Genomic DNA, 18,462 nt, shown 5'->3' on the forward strand with positions numbered 1-18,462 from the left:
CCACGCCTGCTCCCGTTCCTGCTCCCGTTCCTGCTCCCGGACCCTCAGCAGACCAGGCCGAGGTCGGCCGGCGTGGCGGTCGCCGGGTCGACCGGGCGGCGGCCCTCGGTCGGCCAGCCCTCGCGGATCCAGTACTCCAGGCCGCCGATCATCTCCTTCACCTCGCGGCCGAGCGCCGCGAGCCGCATCGCGCCCTTGGTGGAGCCGTTGCAGGCGGGCCCCCAGCAGTAGACGACCAGCAGGCCGGACGGCAGTGCGGCGACCCGCTCCGGGGTGATCGTGTCCAGTGGCAGGCTGACCGCACCCGGCAGGTGGGTCTTGCGGTGCGCCCCCTCGGCGCGGACGTCGACCACGGTGAAGTCCTGGCGGCCGTCGCGCATCGCGTACCAGACGTCGGCCGGGTCGGCCTGGCAGCCGAGCCGCTCGGCGAAGTGGGCGAAGGCGCGCTCGGGGGCGAGGGCGGGGATCTCGGTCACGGGGGAGACAGTGGCGTTCATCTGCGGACTCCTGGCGGTCTGTTGCGGGTGCGTTCCGACAGGTCGATCCTCCGGTGCGGGCACCGGACGCCGACAGTGGCGTGGACGACTACACTCGCCAAGATCCCGCCAGCCTTCACCCCCTGGGGAGCACAGTGGCCGAGCAGCGGACCGGCGGCCCGGTGGCCGTCTCCATCGGACGGCGCCCGGAACCGGTGCACACCGTCGCCGTGTACGCCTTCGGCGGCATGGCACCGTTCGAACTGGGCGTGGTGGTCGAGGTGTTCGCCCTGGCCAGGCCGGAGGTGACCGGCCTGCTGGCGGCGCCCTGGTACGACGTCAGAGTCTGCGCCGACCGGCCCGGCACGGCGCTGGACGCGGTCGGCGGCTTCACCCTGACCGCGCCGCACGGGCTGGACGAACTGGCCGCCGCCGACACCGTCATCGTGCCGGGCGTCGCCAACCCGTTCGGCGGCGAGCCCTCCCCGGGCCTGGTCACCGCGCTGCGCACGGCCCACGAGCGGGGCGCCCGGATCGTCTCGATCTGCTCCGGCGCGTTCGCGCTGGCCGCCGCCGGGCTGCTGGACGGCCTGTCCGCGACCACCCACTGGCGGTACGCGGAAATGCTCCAGCAGCGCTACCCGGCCGTCCGGGTCGACCCCGACGTGCTGTACGTGGACAACGGCACCATCCTGACCAGCGCGGGCAGCGCCGCCGGCATCGACCTGTGCCTGCACCTGGTGCGGCGCGACCACGGTGCGCGGGTCGCCAACACGGTGGCCCGCCGGTTCGTCGTCCCGCCGCACCGGGACGGCGGGCAGGCGCAGTTCATCGAGGCGGCGGTCAAGCCGGTCGAGGAGCAGGACGACGGCATCGCCCGCTCCATGCGGTGGGCCCTGGACCACCTCGCGGCGCCGCTCACGGTACCGCTGCTGGCCCGGGCCGCCCGGATGTCGGACCGGTCCTACCTGCGCCACTTCACCGCCCGCAACGGCACCAGCCCGATGCGCTGGGTGGTCACCCAGCGCATCGCGGCCAGCCTGCCGCTGCTGGAGGCGCCGGACGGCACGGTCGAGGAGATCGCCGGTGCGGTCGGCTTCGAGAGCGCGGCGACCTTCCGACACCACTTCGGCCGCACCATGCACACCTCCCCCACCGCCTACCGGCGCACCTTCGGACGCGGGGTCGCCTGACGCCGGTCGGCATCCGGCCGGCCGCGCGGGTCGGACGCGCCGGTCAGCCGGACCGGTCGGCCGGACCGGTCGGCCGGGTCGGTCAGTCGCCGGTGTGGCGGTCGGCGTTGGCGATGATGGCGTCGTGCGTCCACCGCGCGAGCCCCACCGCCACCTTCTCGTAGGTGGCGGTGAAGCGCGGATCGGCGAGATACATCGCGGCGAGCCCGCGGTGGATCTCGTAACTGCAGTCGTAGAACCGTGCCGTGATCTGCCGGCGGTGCTCCTCGGCCAGGTCCATGGCCTGGACCGAGCCCGCCGGCACTCCCGCCCGGAAGGCCGCCGCCTGGCGCGCCATCAACTCGTCCGTCTCCGCCTTGACGGCCTCCCAGTCGGCCTTGCCGTACCCGGCCGTGCGCCGCTGGGACTGCGCCCAGGCCTCGGAGCCGCCGTACTGCTGCTCGGCCTCGGCCTCCCAGCTCTCGTCGTAGTCCGGGCCGAACACCTCGAACTTCTCCTCCGGGGTCAGTCGGATTCCCATCGTCCTCGCCTCCATCGCTCGTTCGACCGCCGCGGCCAGTTCCTGGAGGTGTCCGATCCGCTCACCGATCAGCCGGTGCTGCCGGCGCAGGTGCTCGGCCGGACCGACCGAGTGGTCGTCCAGGATGGCGGCGATCTGCTCCAGGGGGAACCCGAGCTCGCGGTAGAACAGGATCTGCTGCAGCCGGTCCAGGTCCGCCTCGCCGTAGCGCCGGTACCCGGCCGGGGTGCGGCCGCCGGGGGACAGCAGGCCGATCTCGTCGTAGTGGTGCAGGGTCCGCACCGTCACCTTGGCAATCTCGGCGAGCCGTCCCACGGTGTAGCTGTCCGTCGGGGGCATCGGGGTTCCTCCCTCCTCGTGTGGCTCCAGCCTGGGTCCTCACGTCGCGTGAGGGTCAAGCGGCAGCGACCGCGACAGCGCCAGCGGCAGCGGCAGCGGCAGCACGGGTGCGGGCACCGGGCGCCGGGGGCGCACGCCGTACGAGTCTCCTAGCGGAACGCGCGGAGAGTGCCCCGCTCTTCGGCGCACCGGCCAATTGTCCCCGCACACCGCCGCTGACCACGATGAACGCCATGATGACGACTCCGCTGTCCCGGCGCCTGGCCGCCGAGGCCGTCGGCACCGCGGTGCTGGCCACCGTCCTGGTCGGCTCCGGTTTCCGGGCCGTCGGCCTGAGCCGGGACGGCGGGGTGCAACTGCTCGCCAACGTGTCGGCCTCGGTGCTGGCCCTGGCCCTGCTGATCGCCCTGTTCGCGCCGGTGTCCGGCGCGCACTTCAACCCGCTGGTGTCGGCCGCCGCCTGGTGGACCGGGCGGCGCAGCGGTACCGGGCCGACCGCCCGTGAGCTGGGCGGGTACGTGCTGGCGCAGCTGGTGGGCGCGGTGGCGGGGACCGGGCTGGCGAACGTGATGTTCGAGCGGCCGTTCCTGGAGCTGTCGGGGCAGCGGCGGTCGGCCGGGCACCTGTGGCTGGCGGAGTCGGTGGCGACCGGGGTGCTGATCCTGCTGGTGTCGGGGCTGGTGCGCAGCGGGCGGGCTCGGCTGCTCCCGGTGGCGGTGGCGGCCTGGATCGGGGCGGCCTGCTGGGGGACGTCCTCGGGGAGCTTCGCCAATCCGGCGCTGACCTTCGGGCGGGCGCTGAGCGACGGGTTCACGGGGATCGCGCCGGGTTCGGTCCCGGGCTTCGTGGCGGCGCAGTCGGTGGGTGCGGTGGCCGGGCTGGCGCTGGTGGCGCTGGTGTTCGGGCGGGGACGGGACCGCGACGACAGGCGGGGCGGGGAGCCGGACGGGCAGCGGGCGCCGGACCGTGCCCGGGAGCTGGCCGTCCCGCGCTGACGGCGGTCCCGGCGGGCCGTCAGCGCGGGCCGGGCGGGCCGGCGGGCGGGGTCAGTCCGCGACGCCGCTCTCGGCGATCACGTGGTCGATCCGCAGCCGGACCAGCAGTTCGCCCGGGACGCCGTTGCGGGCGGCGTACTGCTCGGCCAGGTGCTCGCCCATGTAGCGGGCGGCGATCCGGCCGGCCCAGGCCCGGACCTCGGCCAGGTCCTCGCTGACCGTGGCGGTGCCGCGCACCAGCACGTACGCGAACGGCGGCCGGTCGTCGTCGACGCAGATCATCGCCCGGCCGTCGCGGGTCAGGTTGCGGCCCTTGACGGTGGTGGCGCCGGTGTTGAAGACCAGTTCGTCGCCGTCCAGCAGGAACCAGACCGGAGCGAGGTGCGGGCTGCCGTCGGCGCGGGTGGTGGCGAGTTTTCCGGTGCGGGTGCCGTGGGCGAGGAACTCGCGCCACTCGGGCTCGGTCATTCGGGTCATGTGCCCATCCTGGCCGAGCCGGCCGCCCCGGGTGGGGCAACGCTCCGGGTGGGGCAATGCTCCGGGGCGGGCGCGGGCGGGCGCGCGGGCGCGGCCGTCGGCTCAGTCGGCCTCGCCGTAGCGGACCAGGTAGCCGGCGAACATCGCCATGTCCTCGTCCGACCAGGACTCGAAGCGCTTGGTGAAGGACCGGCGGCGCTGCTGGTACGCCTCGGCGAGCAGCTCGGTGCCGGCCTCGGTGAGCCGCAGCAGCTGGCCGCGCTGGTCGTCCGGGTCCGACTCCCGGGCCAGCAGGCCGAGCCGTTCCAGGGCGCCGACCTGGCGGCTGACGGTGGACTTGTCGAGCATGAAGTGCGAGGCCAGGTCGGCGCCCCGGCAGGTGCCCCGCTCGTTCACCAGGTCGAGCATGCTGTAGGTGACCAGCGAGAGATCGGGGTGCAGCTGGGCGGCCTTGTGGCGGGCCCGGCGGGCGAACGCGGTGAGCTCCCGCTGGATGGTCTCCAGCGCGGCGTCGCGGTCGGGCATGAGGGGTGACTCCTTCGGATCCGGATGGTGCCCACCACGGTAGGCGCCCGCCGGGGCTCCGGGGAAAACGCCGGCTCAGACCAGGTCGGCGAGGTCGCGCAGCAACCGGGCCTTGGAGCGGGCGCCGACCAGGGTCCGGACCGGTTCGCCGGCCTTGAACAGCATCAGTGTCGGCATCGACATCACCGCGTACGCGGCCTGGGTCTGCGGGTTGGTGTCGACGTCGAGCTGGACCACCGCGAAGCGGCCGGACTCCTCCCTGGCGACCTCGGCCAGCACCGGGGCGAGCATCCGGCAGGGCGGGCACCAGTCGGCGGTGAACTCCACCAGCACCGGCCGGTCGGCCGCCACGACCTCCTGCTCGAAGTCGCGGTCGGTGACGGTCCGCAGGTCCGTTCCCAGGTCTGTGCGCATCTCCTGCTCCTCTCGGTCGTGGTGCTCAGTTCCGGTGCGGCCCACGCGGTGCGGACAGCTCGCACTGCGGTTCGGGGCCGCCCGGGCGGACGGCCTCGCGTTCCAGTTCGGCCCGTTCCTGTTCGGCCCGGGCCAGTTGGGCGGCGACCTGGTCGCGGACGGCTTGCAGGCGGGCGAGGCAGTCGTCCAGCTCGGCCAGCTTGCTGCGGTAGACCTCCAGCGAGGCCGGGCAGGCGTCGCCCGCGGGGTGCCCGGCCCGCAGGCACTCCACGAAGGGCCGGGTCTCCTCCAGCTCGAAGCCGAAGTCCTGGAGGGTGCGGATCTGCCGCAGCAGCCGCAGGTCCTCCTCGTCGTAGGCCCGGTAGCCGTTGACCGACCGCCGCGCGGGCAGCAGTCCGCGCGACTCGTAGTACCGCAGAGTGCGCGTGGTCGTACCTGCCCGCGCCGCCAGCTCGCCGATCCGCATGCCCCCGACGGTAGACCTTGACCCGGACGTCAACGCCAGCAACCGGTCCGGGGTCCTGGGCCGGGGATCCCGGGCCGGGGGTGCGGGCGGCGGGGCCCGCAGGGATCAGGGCGCGGGGCTCAGGTGCGGCGGCCCGGGCCGTCCGCGGGGTCCGCGGGGTCCGCGGGGTCTGCAGCTTCCACTGCGAGCGGGCTGCCGGCGGGCAGCACGTACGTCACGTACAGCACGACCGGCTCGGTGCCGAGGTTGCGGGCGTTGTGCACCTGGCCCGGTCCCGCGGGTTCGACGAAGGACTGGCCGGCGGTGGTGGTCTGCACCGTGCCGTCGGCCAGGGTGCGGGTCAGCGTGCCGGACTGCACCACCGCGATGAGCTGGCCGTGGTGGTAGTGCCAGCCGGTCGAGCCGCCGGGACGGATGGTGATCTCGCGCATCACCACGTCGGTACGGCCGCGGCTGCGGACCGCGACGGCGCCGTCGGTGGTGCCCTGGGCGAGCAGCCGGGCGGTGACCCCGGGGGCGGGGACCGCCGGTCCGGTGGGAGCGGCGGGGGCGGTGCCGGGGGCGGGGGTGGTCCTCGGCGCGGCGGCGGGCAGCTCCACCGGGCGGGGCCGATGTCCCCTGCGTGTCGCCGCGATTCTGCCGACTCCCATGGCCGTCCTCAACTGCCCTTCCGGAGAAGCCGGTTCGGCTCGACGCCGCTTCGGCCGGACACGATAGCCGACCCGGCACCGGACCGGACCTGCCTGGGAGGCAAGCCGCTTGCCCACACCTAACCACTACGAGATGATTCAAGAGTTAGGTGATCGCAGTCCGCCGAGGTCAGGAGCGACCGTGTCCGAACCCGCCCGTCCCCCGCTGCCGCCGTTCACGGCGCAGACCGCCCGCGCCAAGGTCCAGGCCGCCGAGGACGCCTGGAACACCCGCGACCCGCACCGGGTCGCACTCGCCTACACACCCGATTCCGTCTGGCGCAACCGCGACCGGTTCATCACCGGCCGGGCCGAGATCGAGGCCTTCCTCACCCACAAGTGGGAGACCGAGCTCGACTACGCCCTCCGCAAGGACCTGTGGTCCTTCACCGACAACCGGATCGCCGTCCGGTTCCGCTACGAGTGGCGGGACGCCGACGGCCGCTGGTGGCGCAGCCACGGCAACGAGCTGTGGGAGTTCACGGCGGACGGCCTGATGAGCCGCCGGGAGGCCTCGATCAACGACCTCGCCATCACCGAGGCCCAGCGCACCCTCCACGGCCCGCGCGCCAACGGCGAGCCCTACGCCTGACCGGCCCGGACACCGACGGCGAGCCGTATGCCTGACCGGCCCGGGCGCCGCCCCGAGGCCACTCCCGGCGCTCGTGACGGGCGGCCGGGGCGGTCCGGGCGGTCCGCGGCGAATCACCGGACGGGCCCGAGGCCCTCTCCCGGATGTCGGCGCCGGATGCCAGGATGGCCCCGTGCTGATCCCTGGAGAGGTCGACGGGCTGCCCGAGCCGGACGAGGGGCCGCAGGCGCTGCCCGGATTCTGGGCCTCCTACCTGCCCCGGTACGCACTGCGGCCGGCCACGGTGAGCGGCGGCACCCCGCCCGCGGACGCCCGCGGCGGTGGCGGGGCCGACACCGGGCCGGAGGTCTTCGGGGTCACCCCGGCGCAGGCCGCCGAGGCCGGGGCGGCCCTCGCCGCCGCGGTGGGGCGGCCGGTCGCCCGGCTGCCGCTGGAGCACGACCACACCGTGCTGGCCGTCCCCGGCCGTGCCGGGCTCGACCTGCTCCTGGTCCATCCGGGCTGGGCCGGGCCGCGGCTGCTGGCGCGTACCGGCGCGGAGCCGGCCGGCCCCGGTCTGAGCTGGCCGGAGCTGCTGCACGCCGCCCGCCACCCGGGCGGGCAGGGCGGGGTCACGGCCCGGCACCCGCGGCTGCTGCTCCTGCTGCCCGCGCTGCGGGCCGCCGCGCTGCCGTCCGACGCCGCCGTGACGGTCGCCGCCGCACTCGCGGCCGTCGGCACTCCCGGCGGGCTCCGCCCGGCCCTGGCCCGTCGGCTCACCGCCCCCGGGCCCGCCGTTCCCGGCGCGCCCTGCGCCGACGCCCGGGGCATCGGCACCCACCGCGGCCGCCTGCTGGCGCGGGCGCTGGGCGCAGCCGCCTGATCCGTCACCGGCGGCACCGGTCCGGCCGCGCCGCCGCACCCCGCCGCCGTGCGTCCGGCCCGTTCCCGGGCCTCTCACCTGCGAGGTCGGCAGTCCCGGCGGCCCGGTTCCGGCTGGTCGATCCTCCAGCCGCGGCCGGGTGCGGCGGTGTGCGGCACCACTCGTCCGTGCAGGTGACGCGTTGCTTCAATCGCCGTATCGAGCTGTCGAGAACGGTGGGACGACGTGGATCTGAACACGGTGCAGGAGGTACGTGACGCCCGCCGTCACTACGTGTGGCAGCCGGGCGACGCCTGGCTCGGCGGCGGCACGTACCTGTTCTCCGAGCCGCAGCCCCACATCCGCCGGCTGATCGACCTGAGCCGGACCGGCTGGGAGCCGCTGCGGATCGCCGCCGACGACTCCCTGGAGATCGCCGCCACCTGCACGATCGCCCAGCTCTCCCGCTTCCCGAAGCCCGCCCGCTGGGCGGCGGCGCCGCTGTTCGAGCAGTGCTGCCGGGCGTTCCTGGCCTCGTGGAAGATCTGGAACATGGCCACCTTCGGCGGCAACCTGTGCAACTCGCTGCCCGCCGGGCCGATGATCTCGCTGGCCGCCGCCCTGGACGGCACCTGTCTGCTGCGCGACCAGGCCGGGTCGATGCGCACCGTCCGGGTCGCCGACTTCGTCGTCGGCGCGGGCCGCAACGTCCTGCAGCGGGGGGAGCTGCTGCGCTCGGTCACCCTGCCGGCCCGGATGCTGGCCGGCCGGACCGCTTTCCGGCAGGCGTCGTTGTACGGCCTGGGCCGCTCGGGTTCGCTGGTGATCGGCACCCTGGATCCCGTCGACGGCTCGCTGACCATCACTGTCAGCGCCTCGACCGTGCGGCCGGTGCGGGTCTGGTTCCCGCCGTCGCCGAACGCGGCGGCCGTCCGGGAGGCGGTCGACCAGGCGGTGGCGCCGGACGAGTGGTTCGACGACATCCACGGGCTGCCCGCATGGCGGCGCCACATGACGCTCCGCTACGCGGAGGAGATCCGCCGCGAACTGGCCGCCCCCGCCGACGCCGACTCCGCCGACCCTGCCCTCACCACCGCCGACCGCGCCCCCACCCACTGGGCCCCCGCCGACGCCGCACCGACCGAGGAGGCCGGACGATGAGCTACGCGATCCGCGTCAACGACCAGGACTTCGACGCCGAGCCCCGCCCCGGCCAGTGCCTGCGCACCTACCTGCGCGAACGCGGCTGGTTCGGGGTGAAGAAGGGCTGCGACGCCGGCGACTGCGGCGCCTGCACGGTGCAGGTCGACGGCGAGCCGGTGCACAGCTGCCTGTACCCGGCCGTCCGGGCCGAGGGCCGTTCGGTGACCACCGTCGAGGGGCTGGCCAAGGACGGCGAACTGCACCCGATGCAGCAGCGGTTCCTGGACGCGCAGGGTTTCCAGTGCGGGTTCTGCACGGCGGGCTTCCTGATGACCACCTCCGCGCTGGACGCCGAGCAGCTCACCGACCTGCCGCGGTCGTTGAAGGGCAACCTGTGCCGCTGCACCGGCTACCGCGCGATCGAGGACTCGATCCGCGGGGTCAAGCACGCCGAGGAGCCGTGCGCGGGCCAGGCGGTGGGCCGCAGCCTGGGGGCGCCGGCCGGGCCGCTGGTGGTCACCGGGACCGCCCGGTACACCTTCGACCTCGAGGTCGAGGGGCTGCTGCACATGAAGCTGCTGCGTTCGCCGCACCCGCACGCCCGGATCCGGTCCATCGACACCTCCGCCGCGCTGCGGGTGCCCGGGGTGCACGCCGTGTTCACCCACCACGACGCCCCCGACAAGCTGTACTCCTCGGCCCGGCACGAGCACCCCACCGAGGACCCGGACGACACCCGGGTGCTGGACGACGTGGTGCGCTTCGTCGGCCAGCGGGTGGCGGCCGTGGTCGCGGACAGCGAGGGCGCCGCCGAGGAGGGGTGCCGGCGGGTCGTCGTCGAGTACGAGGAGCTCCCGTACGTCGTCGACCCGGAGCTGGCCATGCTGCCGGGTGCGCCGGTGATCCACCCGAAGGGGCCGGAGTCCCGGATCTTCCGCGCCGAGAACAACGTCTGCGGCGAGGTGCACGGGGAGCTGGGCAGCGTCGAGCAGGGTTTCGCGGAGGCCGACGTGGTCTACGAGGAGACCTTCCAAACGCAGCGGGTGCAGCACGCCAGCCTGGAGACGCACGGCTGCGTCGTCTACTTCGAGGAGAACGAGGAGAGCGGCGAGGAGCGGATCGTGGTGCGTTCCAGCACCCAGGTGCCGTTCCTGACCCGGCGGGCGCTGTGCGACCTGTACGACCTGCCGCCGGAGAAGGTCCGGGTGGTCGCGGGCCGGGTCGGCGGGGGTTTCGGCGGCAAGCAGGAGATGCTCACCGAGGACATCGCGGTGCTGGCGGCGCTGAAGCTGCACCGGCCGGTGAAGCTGGAGTTCACCCGTCCCGAGCAGTTCTACGGCGCGACCACCCGGCACCCGTTCAAGATCACGGTGAAGGTCGGGGCCACCGGGGACGGCATCCTGACGGCGCTGCAGTTCCGGGTGGTCGCCAACACCGGGGCGTACGGCAACCACGGGCCCGCGGTGATGTTCCACAGCGTCGGCGAGTCGATGGGCGTGTACCGGGCGCCCCACAAGAAGGTCAACGCGTACTCCGTCTACACCAACGGCGTGCCCGCCGGGGCGTTCCGCGGTTACGGGCTCGGCCAGGTCACCTTCGCCCTGGAGTCGGCGATGGACGAGCTCGCGCGGCGGCTGGGCATGGATCCGCTGGTCCTGCGCGAGAAGAACGTCATCGGCCCGGGCGAGCACATGGAGGGCCCGGCCGGTGAGGAGGAGGACCTGCACATCGCCAGTTACGGTCTCGACCAGTGCCTGAAGGTGGTGCGGGACGCCCTGGCCGAGGACCGCAGCGCCGAACTGGCGCCCGAGGGCTGGCTGGTGGGCCAGGGGTTCGCGATGTCCGCGATCGCCACCGGGCCGCCCGGCGGCCACTTCGCCGACGCCACGGTGAAGCTGATGGAGGACGGCACCTACGACATCGCCGTCGGCACGGCCGAGTTCGGCAACGGCACCACCACCGTGCACAAGCAGATCACCGCCGGGGCGCTCGGCACCACGGTCGACCGGATCGCCATCCGCCAGTCCGACACCGATGTGGTCAAGCACGACACCGGCGCGTTCGGGTCGGCGGGCACGGTGGTGGCGGGCAAGGCCGTGATGAAGGCCGCCAACGCGCTCGCCGAGCAGATCCTCTCCTTCACCGCCGAGTACGCCCGCACCCCGCGCAGCCTGGTGCGGCTGCTGGCCGACGCCGTGGAGTGCGACGGCCGGACGGTGTCGCTCAAGGAGGTCTTCGAGGCTGCTCACGGCAGGGGCGTGCTGCTCTCGGCGGACGGGCACTGGGGCGGCACCCCGAGGTCGGTGGCGTTCAACTCGCAGTGGTTCCGGCTCGCCGTGGACCCGGACACCGGGGAGATCAGGATCCTGCGCAGCGTCCACGGCGCCGACGCCGGCCGGGTGATGAACCCGCTGCAGTGCCGCGGCCAGGTCGAGGGCGGCGTCGCCCAGGCGCTCGGCGCCACCCTGTTCGAGCAGGTCCTGCTGGACGACCGGGGCGAGGTCACCACGGCCGCCTTCCGCCGGTACCGGCTGCCCGCGTACGCCGACATCCCGCGCACCGAGGTGCACTTCACCCAGACCTCGGACGCGATCGGCCCGCTGGGCGCCAAATCGATGAGCGAGAGTCCCTTCAACCCCGTCCCGCCCGCCTTCGCCAACGCGCTGCGCGACGCGACCGGCATCCGCTTCACCGAGGCGCCGTTCCTGCGGGACAGGGTCTGGCAGGCGCTCGCCGACCACCGCGCCCGGGGCGCGTCCGGCGCCGCCTGAGCCGTCCGCGGCCGGGGAATTCCCGTGCGGCGATCCCGGCCTCCGGCCCGACCGGCGAAATTGTCCCCGGCATACCCGAGGTTCGGCTTTCGGCCGGCGATCACCCGGCATCGGGAACAGCCGGCCGAGAGGGTTCGCCGGTGATCTCCCGGCCCCCGTGGCCGCGGTATTCGATCTTTCCTGCCGGCCCGCGTTCCCCACCCCGGCGCGGGCCGGCCGGCTGCCCGGCCGCCGGTGCCGCGGCCGGCGGCGCGGGCCGCCGTGCGGAGCGGGCGGACGTGACCGGTTTCCCGGGGGCGGCCTGCCGGGGACCGGGCCGCCGGGAACCGAGGGCGCTTTTGGAGCGTCTGCCCCGGCGCCCGCACCCCGTCGACGCATTTCCGGCGAAATGTGGACAATAAACCCCGAGCTTTCGGTTTATGCATCAACTGCCCGCTTGGCGGACATAGCGGGCCGACCCCCGGCCGCGTGTGATGTGCATCACCATGCTCCCCACCCCCCTGCCCCGACCGCCCCCACAGCACTGTGCGAACATCTTCACGGAAGTCGGGTAGTTCTCCCGGCGACCGTCTTGGGGGTGGGAAGGATCGCACCGCTGCCCGGTCCGGGAGAATGATCCACGGCCGGAACCGGGACTTCGAGCGTGAACATCCGACATATTCCGGGGGGCGACGAAAGGCGCCGTGAGCGGAAATTCCTCCGGCGAACCGGACAGAGCACCGTTTTATGTCTCTTGACCAGACCTTTGGAGTAGTAGGCGTCATGAAGTCCCGCAGAGAAGCCGATCTCGTGGTGATCGGCCTGGGATACGTCGGGCTTCCGCTGGCCCGGGGGGCCGCGCGGGCCGGACTGCGGGTGATCGGCCTCGACCGCAGCGCCGCAGTGGTGGACGGCCTCAACACCGGGCACTCGCACGTCGACGACATCTCCGACACCGATCTCGCGGCCATGCGCGAGCAGGGCTTCCGGGCGACCACCGACGGTTCGGTGATCGCCTCCGCCGAGACCGTGGTGATCTGCGTCCCCACCCCCCTCACCGAGCACGGTGCCCCGGACCTGCGCGCGGTGGACAGCGCCGTCGCCACCGTGGCCGGGCACCTGCAGCCCGGCACGCTGGTCGTCCTGGAGTCGACCACCTACCCCGGGACCACCGACGACGTGGTGCGCCCGGCCCTGGAGGCCACCGGCATGCGGGCCGGCACCGACTTCCACCTGGCCTTCTCCCCCGAGCGCATCGACCCCGGGAACCCGTCCTTCGGCCTGGAGAACACCCCGAAGGTGGTCGGCGGCTGCACCCCCGAGTGCACCAAGGCGGCCCGCGGGTTCTACGAGCGGTTCGTCAACGAGGTCGTGGAGGCCAGGAGTCCGCGCGAGGCGGAGATGGCCAAGCTCCTGGAGAACACCTACCGGCACGTCAACATCGCCCTGGTCAACGAGATGGCGATGTTCTGCCGGGAGATCGACGTCGACCTGTGGGACGCCATCCGCTGCGCGGCCACCAAGCCCTTCGGCTTCGCCCCGTTCTACCCGGGGCCCGGGGTCGGCGGCCACTGCATCCCGATCGACCCGAACTACCTCTCCTACAAGGTCAAGTCGCTGGGCATCCCGTTCAGGTTCGTCGAACTGGCCCAGGAGATCAACCAGCGGATGCCCGTCCACGTCGTGCACCGGGCCGCCGACCTGCTCAACGAGCGGGCCAAGGCCGTGCGCGGCGCCCGGGTGCTGCTGCTGGGCGTCACCTACAAGCCGGACATAGCGGACCAGCGGGAGACCCCGGCCACCGCCGTCGCGCTCGAGCTGCGGCGCCGTGGCGCCGACGTCCGCTACTACGACCCCAACGTGGCCGACTGGGCGGTGGCCGGCGAGCCGGTCGCCCGGGTGACGGACTATCTGGCGGGCTCGGCCGAGGCCGACCTGACCATCCTGCTCCAGCCGCACAGCACCATCGACCCGGACGCCCTCGCCGACCGCGCCGAGCTGCTCTTCGACACCCGCGGCAGGACCACCGGCCACCCGAAGGCGGTGCAGCTGTGAGCCGCGACCGCAACGACGGCGAGCGCGACCTGCCCGCCTCCGCCGCGGCCCCTGCCCGGCGGCGCGGCGGCCGGCAGGGGCACCGCAAGAAGCGGCACCTGAAGGTCTCGTACGTGGTGTTCGTGGCGCTGGCCGCGTTCATCGCCACCAAGATGGACGCCTCCTCGGTCCACCTGTACTCGCTGGCCGCGGTCGGGCTGCTGTCGGTCAAGATGTTCCTGGCGCTCTTCTACCGGCCGCGGCGGGCGACCACGGCCGAGCTCCAGCGCCTGGACGAGATGTGGGTGACGGCGGTCCTGCCGATCTACAACGAGGACCCGTCGATGTTCGAGCAGGGCCTGCGCAGCCTGCTCGCCCAGAGCCGGCTGCCCAACGAGGTCCACATCATCGACGACCACAGCGCCGACCCCGGCGGTCTCACCGTGGCCCGTCGGATGGCCCGCGAGTTCGAACTCTCCGGCGTGATCTTCAAGGTGAGCGCGCAGCCCGAGAACCGGGGCAAGCGTGAGGCCCTGGCGCGCGGCTTCCTGGACGCCCCGTACTCGGACGTCTTCCTGTGCGTCGACTCGGACACCGTGCTGACCAGGGACACCGTCCGCGAGCTGATCGTCCCGCTGGTCGACGACCGGGTGATGGCCTCGACCGGCATGGTCCTGGCGCTCAACCACGACGCCAACATCTTCACCCGCCTGCAGGACCTGCGGTACGGCAACTCGTTCCTCTTCGAGCGGGCCGCCTACTCCCAGCTGAAGTCCGTGCTGTGCTGCTGCGGCGCGCTCTCCGCGTACCGCGGCGACCTGGTCCGCAAGTACCTCCCGGACTTCCTGAACCAGCAGTTCCTGGGCAAGCCGGCGGTGTTCGGCGACGACCGGCGGATGACCAACTACTGCCTCACCGAGGGTCAGGTGGTCTTCCAGGAGACCGCCGTCGGCTACACCGCCGTCCCGGAGAAGCTCCCGCACTTCCTGCGCCAGCAGGTCCGGTGGAACAAGTCGTTCTTCCGGGAGTCGCTGTGGGCCCTGCGCAACCAGCGGATCACCCGGCCGGCGTTCTGGCTCACCGTCATGGAGATGGGCCTGTGGCTCGTCTTCGGCACCGCGATGCTCTACTCGCTGGTCGTCAGCCCCATCCTCGACCCGGTCGGGTTCATGCGCCACGTCGGCGACTACCTGATGTTCATGGTCCTGATGGGGTACCTGCGCAACGTCCGGTACCTCGACTTCCCCCGGCGCAACATGGGGCTGGTCAAGCGGTTCGGGATGTTCATGCTGGCGCCGGTCTACGGCGTGATCCAGCTGACGCTGCTGACACCGCTGCGGATGTACGCCCTGGTCACCCTCAACAAGGGCAAGTGGGGCACCCGCGAGGCCGGCGTGGAGGTCACCGTGCAGTCCGGCCAGGGCGGGGACTACTCGGCCATGTGGAACGAGGACGAGGCCGAGCCCGCCATGAGCGGCAGCCGGGCCTGACCGGCCCCCGGGGCGTGGCACCGGGAACAACGCGAGGAGGGGCTCCCGGGCACACGCCCGGGAGCCCCTCGCTCCGTACCGGGGTCAGGAATAGTGCTTCATCGCCTCGGAGATGGTGACCACCGGCATGCCGCGGGCCGCGATGGCCTCCATCACCTTGGTGACGCCGGCCTGGCTGATCTGGGTGCTGGCCACCGGGCTGCCGGCCACGATGTCGTGGAAGCAGAGGATCAGCCAGTCCCCGTTCTTCGCGCAGCGGTCCAGCTTGCCGCCCGGGCCGGTCACCTCGGCGAGCGTCGAACCGCCCACGTTGTCACCGTCGTTGAGCCCGGTGAGGGCCTTGAGCCGGTACGGCATCGCCGGGGCGAACGACTCGATCGTCTCGTAGATGATCGACCTGGCCGTGCTGAAGTGCCGGCTGGCGATCCGGTCGACGCCGACCCCGTCCGAGGTCTCCTGGAACGCGCCGTGCGGATAGGCGAAGTTCTCGGTGCTGAAGCGGTTGGTGGTCAGCCAGTCCCGCAGCTTGCCCATGTCCTCGTCCACCTGCTGCGAGGTGAGCTGGTTGTAGCCGGAGTTGTGGGCGGCGGTGGAGTAGGCGTGCCCGGCCATCTCCCAGCCCGAGGACTCCTGCATCGTGCGCATCTGGTCGATGGTCAGGTAGTTGGCGGTGCCGGCCGCCTGGGCGATGTTGTACATCGTGCCGGGGAAGCCGTGGCCGTTCATCACCGGCCGGGCGAGGTCGAAGACCGAACTGTAGGAGTCGTCGAAGGTGATGGACACCGCGCCGCGGGGGAAGGTGGTGCGGGTGTCCGGGAGGATCTCCACCGACTGCAGGTGGTAGGTGACCCGGCTGTTCGCGTCGTCGTAGGCCACGAACGACATGTCGGTGAACCCCGCGGTGGCGGACGGCACCCCGACCGGGGAGAGGCTGAAGGACCCGGCGGTGTTGGTGACGTCGGCCCACTGCAGGTGCACCACCACCCACTCGCCGGACTGGACGTAGTTGGCCGCCTTGGTGGAGTGGGTGTGGAACTGCCACTGGAAGTTGTTGGCCAGCGAGCCGGTGCCCAGGTAGAAGCCCAGCTTGTGCAGGTGGGTGGTGTCGTCGACGCGCAGCGTCAGCCTGATCATCTTGTTGGTGAGGTCCAGCTTCGGCATCCCGGTCCGGCGGACGTAGGACTGCCGGCCGGACCCGTCGGTGGTGACCCGCACCGACTGGGTGCCCTGCAGGAACAGCGAGGCGTCGTTGAGCTCGTATCCCGCGGTGCCCGCGCCGCCGGCCGACCAGCCGTGTCCGGTCTGGAACTGCTGGGACCAGGTGGCCCGGCGGCTGCTGGGGTTGTACCCGGCCGGGGTGAGGATCGGCAGGTCGGAACCGGCCTCCTTGGGCTTGCCGGTGGCTGCCGCCGAGGCCGTGGCGGTGCTCGCCGCCGTCGCGGGGGAGCCGGCCGCGGGGTCGTCACCGCAGCCGGTGAGCAGGGTGCCGCCGGCCGCGAGGAGCCCGCCGACGCCGGCCAGCCGCAGAGCCGAGCGCCTGCTCACACCGCTCAGGAGCCCGGCGGGGGGCGTGCGGAGTCCGAACGGGCTCCGGGTCGGCTCGTGGCTCATGGTTGGCTCCTGTGTGCGATCGGACCGGGGGAAGGCGCGCGCACTCAGGTGTCCTGACCGCTGCGTTCCACCCACCCAAGCCGAGGAGCGTAGCGGAACGATTCTCCGCGGCCCCTGGCGGTCCTTCTGTGTACGGTCCCCGGGTTCGAGGACCGGGTCCCCGGGTCGCGTTCCGGCGGCGACCCGGGGACCGGGGAGTTTCGGGTCAGGACTTGGGGACGGTGTTGATGTAGTTGGTGCCGCTGCTGTAGTAGTCCGCGACCGTCTTCTCGACGTCCGCCTGGGACATCGCCTGGTTGGCGTTGTAGTAGAACCAGTTGATCTTCATGTCCCAGCTGCGCTGGCCCTTGAAGGGCAGGTCCACGAACCAGGTGTTGAAGTTGACGCCCATCGTCTGGCGCGGGAAGTACTTCCCGTTGCTGCTGAACAGCTCCTTGCCGTCCAGCGAGTAGGTCGCGACGCCCTTGACGGCGGTGATCACGATGGTGTGCCAGCCCTGCAGGCTCGCGTTGTGCCGGCGGGTCACCCGGTCGCCGTTCTTGGCGCTGTACCAGCTGGTGGTGTCCAGCACCGGGCCGGGCGAACCCCAGCCGCCGTTCGGCATGTACTCGTTGTCCAGCTCGCTGTAGAGCGAGTCGTTGGAGGAGATCGTGTAGAACGACTGGTTGATGTGGTCGCCGGGCTGACCGCTGCTGGGCTGGTCGCTGAAGAAGATCCGGGCGGCGTAGGTGCCCGTCAGGAAGTCGGTGTCCGCGTTGTCGACCTGGGCCTGGGTGGTGCCCTGCTTGGTCCCGTCGGTGCTGGCCCTCAGCTGCAGTGCCTGTCCGCCCTGCGCGGTGGGCTCGGCCGGGAAGCTGACGCCGGCCGCCGACCAGGTGTCGGCCACGCCCGGGCCGCCCTTGCTGGTCCGGATCCGCCAGCCGTGCTTGACCAGGGCCGGGTCGGTCGCACCGCTGTAGTGGAAGTTGTCGAACGCGATCCCGGCCGGCGCGGCCGGCTTCGGGCTCGCCGCGGCGGCCGGCTGGCCCGGGGCCGCGGTGGAGTCGGCGGGCTGGTCGCCCCAGGCGAGCTTGCCGGCTATGTAGGCGGTGACCAGCTTGGCGGGCTTGAAGCTGGTGTTGGCGGGCTCGAACGACCGGTCGTCGGCCTGGTTCAGGTCCTGGTGGTCGAGGCGGTAGAGCTGCAGCTGGATGCCCTTGCTGTTGACACCGGGCTGCAGGCTGCCGGCGCCCGCCGTGAAGCTGAGCTCCAGGTAGTGGTCGGCCTTGTCCGAGGGGTTGGCGAGCGCGACGATGGTGCCGTCGATGTTCGCGCAGCCGACCGCGGCCTCCACGCAGTTGAAGCCGTACGGGACGCCCCCGTCCGCGGTGAAGTAGTACCGGAGCGTCACCTGGTTGAGCGGGATCGCCTTCTTGGAGCTGTTGATGACCTCCAGCCACGGCTTGGCCACCGGGACCACGGCCGTCGGCTCGGTCCGGTGCCGGATGGTCAGATCGCTCGGATCGGGATGCGCGGCGCGCCAGGCCGGGTAGAGCGCGTTGCCGGCCGCAACGAGCACGATCACCAGGAGCAGCAATTTGAGCACGTTCCAGAGGCGCCGACGCGACGCGCTGCGGGCAGATCCCACGGGAGCTCCTAGCACAGGTGCGACGCGTTACTGGGGGCGCGCCTTCAAATGATGTTCAGAATTGACCGGATTCGCCTGCCATCCTAGCCAGTGCGGGCGCCGCCCCCGGGGGCGGACCGGAAATTCCGATGTGACGTGCTCAACAGCGCACCGCGGCCAATTCCGTGACGCACCGGCAGTCACCGGACCGCCCGCTCCCCGACCGGTTCCGTCCCGAGAATTCCGGGGCCGATGTCCTCCGGCGACGGAAATGCGCGGGGAAACTCATCTCCCGTCAGAT

At 72.5% G+C, this 18,462-nt stretch carries 17 protein-coding genes; 8 read left to right on the plus strand and 9 right to left on the minus strand.

Annotated features, from left to right (window positions below):
• Positions 1-44: 44 nt before the first annotated feature.
• A complete protein-coding gene (locus tag AC2TEW_RS00945) occupies positions 45-497 on the minus strand; it encodes a rhodanese-like domain-containing protein (RefSeq protein ID WP_484621327.1) in 453 nt (150 codons plus the stop codon).
• Positions 498-631: 134 nt separating this feature from the next.
• On the opposite strand from AC2TEW_RS00945, the gene AC2TEW_RS00950 reads away from it, so the two are divergent.
• On the plus strand, positions 632-1,669 hold the full coding sequence (locus AC2TEW_RS00950; RefSeq protein ID WP_484621328.1) for a helix-turn-helix domain-containing protein: 1,038 nt from the start codon (positions 632-634) through the stop codon (positions 1,667-1,669).
• 82 nt (positions 1,670-1,751) lie between these two features.
• Here the strand turns inward: AC2TEW_RS00950 and AC2TEW_RS00955 are convergent, their stop codons facing one another.
• A complete protein-coding gene (locus AC2TEW_RS00955) occupies positions 1,752-2,528 on the minus strand; it encodes a MerR family transcriptional regulator (RefSeq protein ID WP_484621329.1) in 777 nt (258 codons plus the stop codon).
• Positions 2,529-2,764: 236 nt separating this feature from the next.
• Between AC2TEW_RS00955 and AC2TEW_RS00960 the strand changes: the two genes are divergently transcribed.
• Positions 2,765-3,523 (plus strand): aquaporin, encoded by a 759-nt coding sequence (locus AC2TEW_RS00960; RefSeq protein ID WP_484621624.1) that lies wholly within the window; start codon positions 2,765-2,767, stop codon positions 3,521-3,523.
• 51 nt (positions 3,524-3,574) lie between these two features.
• Here AC2TEW_RS00960 and AC2TEW_RS00965 read toward each other — a convergent pair whose 3' ends face one another.
• From AC2TEW_RS00965 to AC2TEW_RS00985, 5 genes are all read right to left on the minus strand, one after another.
• Positions 3,575-3,991: a PPOX class F420-dependent oxidoreductase gene (locus AC2TEW_RS00965; RefSeq protein WP_484621625.1), complete on the minus strand. Its 417-nt coding sequence runs from the start codon at positions 3,989-3,991 to the stop codon at positions 3,575-3,577.
• Positions 3,992-4,102: 111 nt separating this feature from the next.
• Entirely contained in the window at positions 4,103-4,525 is a 423-nt protein-coding gene (locus tag AC2TEW_RS00970) for a MarR family winged helix-turn-helix transcriptional regulator (RefSeq protein WP_484621330.1), read from the minus strand.
• Between the two features lie 75 nt (positions 4,526-4,600).
• On the minus strand, positions 4,601-4,939 hold the full coding sequence (gene trxA, locus AC2TEW_RS00975) for a thioredoxin (protein ID WP_484621331.1): 339 nt from the start codon (positions 4,937-4,939) through the stop codon (positions 4,601-4,603).
• Positions 4,940-4,964: 25 nt separating this feature from the next.
• Positions 4,965-5,405, minus strand: coding sequence for a MerR family transcriptional regulator (locus AC2TEW_RS00980; RefSeq protein WP_484621332.1), 441 nt, complete (start codon positions 5,403-5,405; stop codon positions 4,965-4,967).
• A gap of 119 nt (positions 5,406-5,524) precedes the next feature.
• Positions 5,525-6,004 carry a cupin domain-containing protein gene (locus AC2TEW_RS00985; protein WP_484621333.1) on the minus strand — a complete coding sequence of 160 codons (480 nt, stop codon included), beginning with the start codon at positions 6,002-6,004 and terminating at the stop codon, positions 5,525-5,527.
• 232 nt (positions 6,005-6,236) lie between these two features.
• On the opposite strand from AC2TEW_RS00985, the gene AC2TEW_RS00990 reads away from it, so the two are divergent.
• From AC2TEW_RS00990 to AC2TEW_RS01015, 6 genes are all read left to right on the plus strand, one after another.
• Positions 6,237-6,686, plus strand: a complete 450-nt coding sequence (locus tag AC2TEW_RS00990; RefSeq protein WP_484621334.1) for a nuclear transport factor 2 family protein — start codon at positions 6,237-6,239, stop codon at positions 6,684-6,686.
• A 172-nt stretch (positions 6,687-6,858) separates the two neighbouring features.
• Positions 6,859-7,548 (plus strand): hypothetical protein, encoded by a 690-nt coding sequence (locus tag AC2TEW_RS00995; RefSeq protein ID WP_484621335.1) that lies wholly within the window; start codon positions 6,859-6,861, stop codon positions 7,546-7,548.
• A 225-nt stretch (positions 7,549-7,773) separates the two neighbouring features.
• Entirely contained in the window at positions 7,774-8,688 is a 915-nt protein-coding gene (locus tag AC2TEW_RS01000; RefSeq protein WP_484621336.1) for an FAD binding domain-containing protein, read from the plus strand.
• Positions 8,685-11,441: a molybdopterin-dependent oxidoreductase gene (locus AC2TEW_RS01005; protein WP_484621337.1), complete on the plus strand. Its 2,757-nt coding sequence runs from the start codon at positions 8,685-8,687 to the stop codon at positions 11,439-11,441. The genes AC2TEW_RS01000 and AC2TEW_RS01005 overlap by 4 nt, the downstream gene beginning before the upstream one ends.
• A 762-nt stretch (positions 11,442-12,203) precedes the next feature.
• Positions 12,204-13,475 carry a nucleotide sugar dehydrogenase gene (locus AC2TEW_RS01010; RefSeq protein WP_484621338.1) on the plus strand — a complete coding sequence of 424 codons (1,272 nt, stop codon included), beginning with the start codon at positions 12,204-12,206 and terminating at the stop codon, positions 13,473-13,475.
• Entirely contained in the window at positions 13,472-14,944 is a 1,473-nt protein-coding gene (locus AC2TEW_RS01015) for a glycosyltransferase (RefSeq protein ID WP_484621339.1), read from the plus strand. The genes AC2TEW_RS01010 and AC2TEW_RS01015 overlap by 4 nt, the downstream gene beginning before the upstream one ends.
• Positions 14,945-15,028: 84 nt before the next feature.
• On the opposite strand, the gene AC2TEW_RS01020 is transcribed toward AC2TEW_RS01015, so the two are convergent.
• Complete coding sequence (locus tag AC2TEW_RS01020; protein ID WP_484621340.1) at positions 15,029-16,555, minus strand: polysaccharide deacetylase family protein; 1,527 nt, start codon at positions 16,553-16,555, stop codon at positions 15,029-15,031.
• 205 nt (positions 16,556-16,760) lie between these two features.
• The gene (locus AC2TEW_RS01025) at positions 16,761-18,182 is read right to left on the minus strand and encodes a cellulose binding domain-containing protein (RefSeq protein ID WP_484621341.1); all 1,422 of its coding nucleotides are present in this window, start codon (positions 18,180-18,182) and stop codon (positions 16,761-16,763) included.
• Between the last annotated feature and the right edge of the window lie 280 nt (positions 18,183-18,462).

The sequence above is a fragment of the Kitasatospora sp. NEAU-CNBT7 genome (assembly GCF_057220535.1).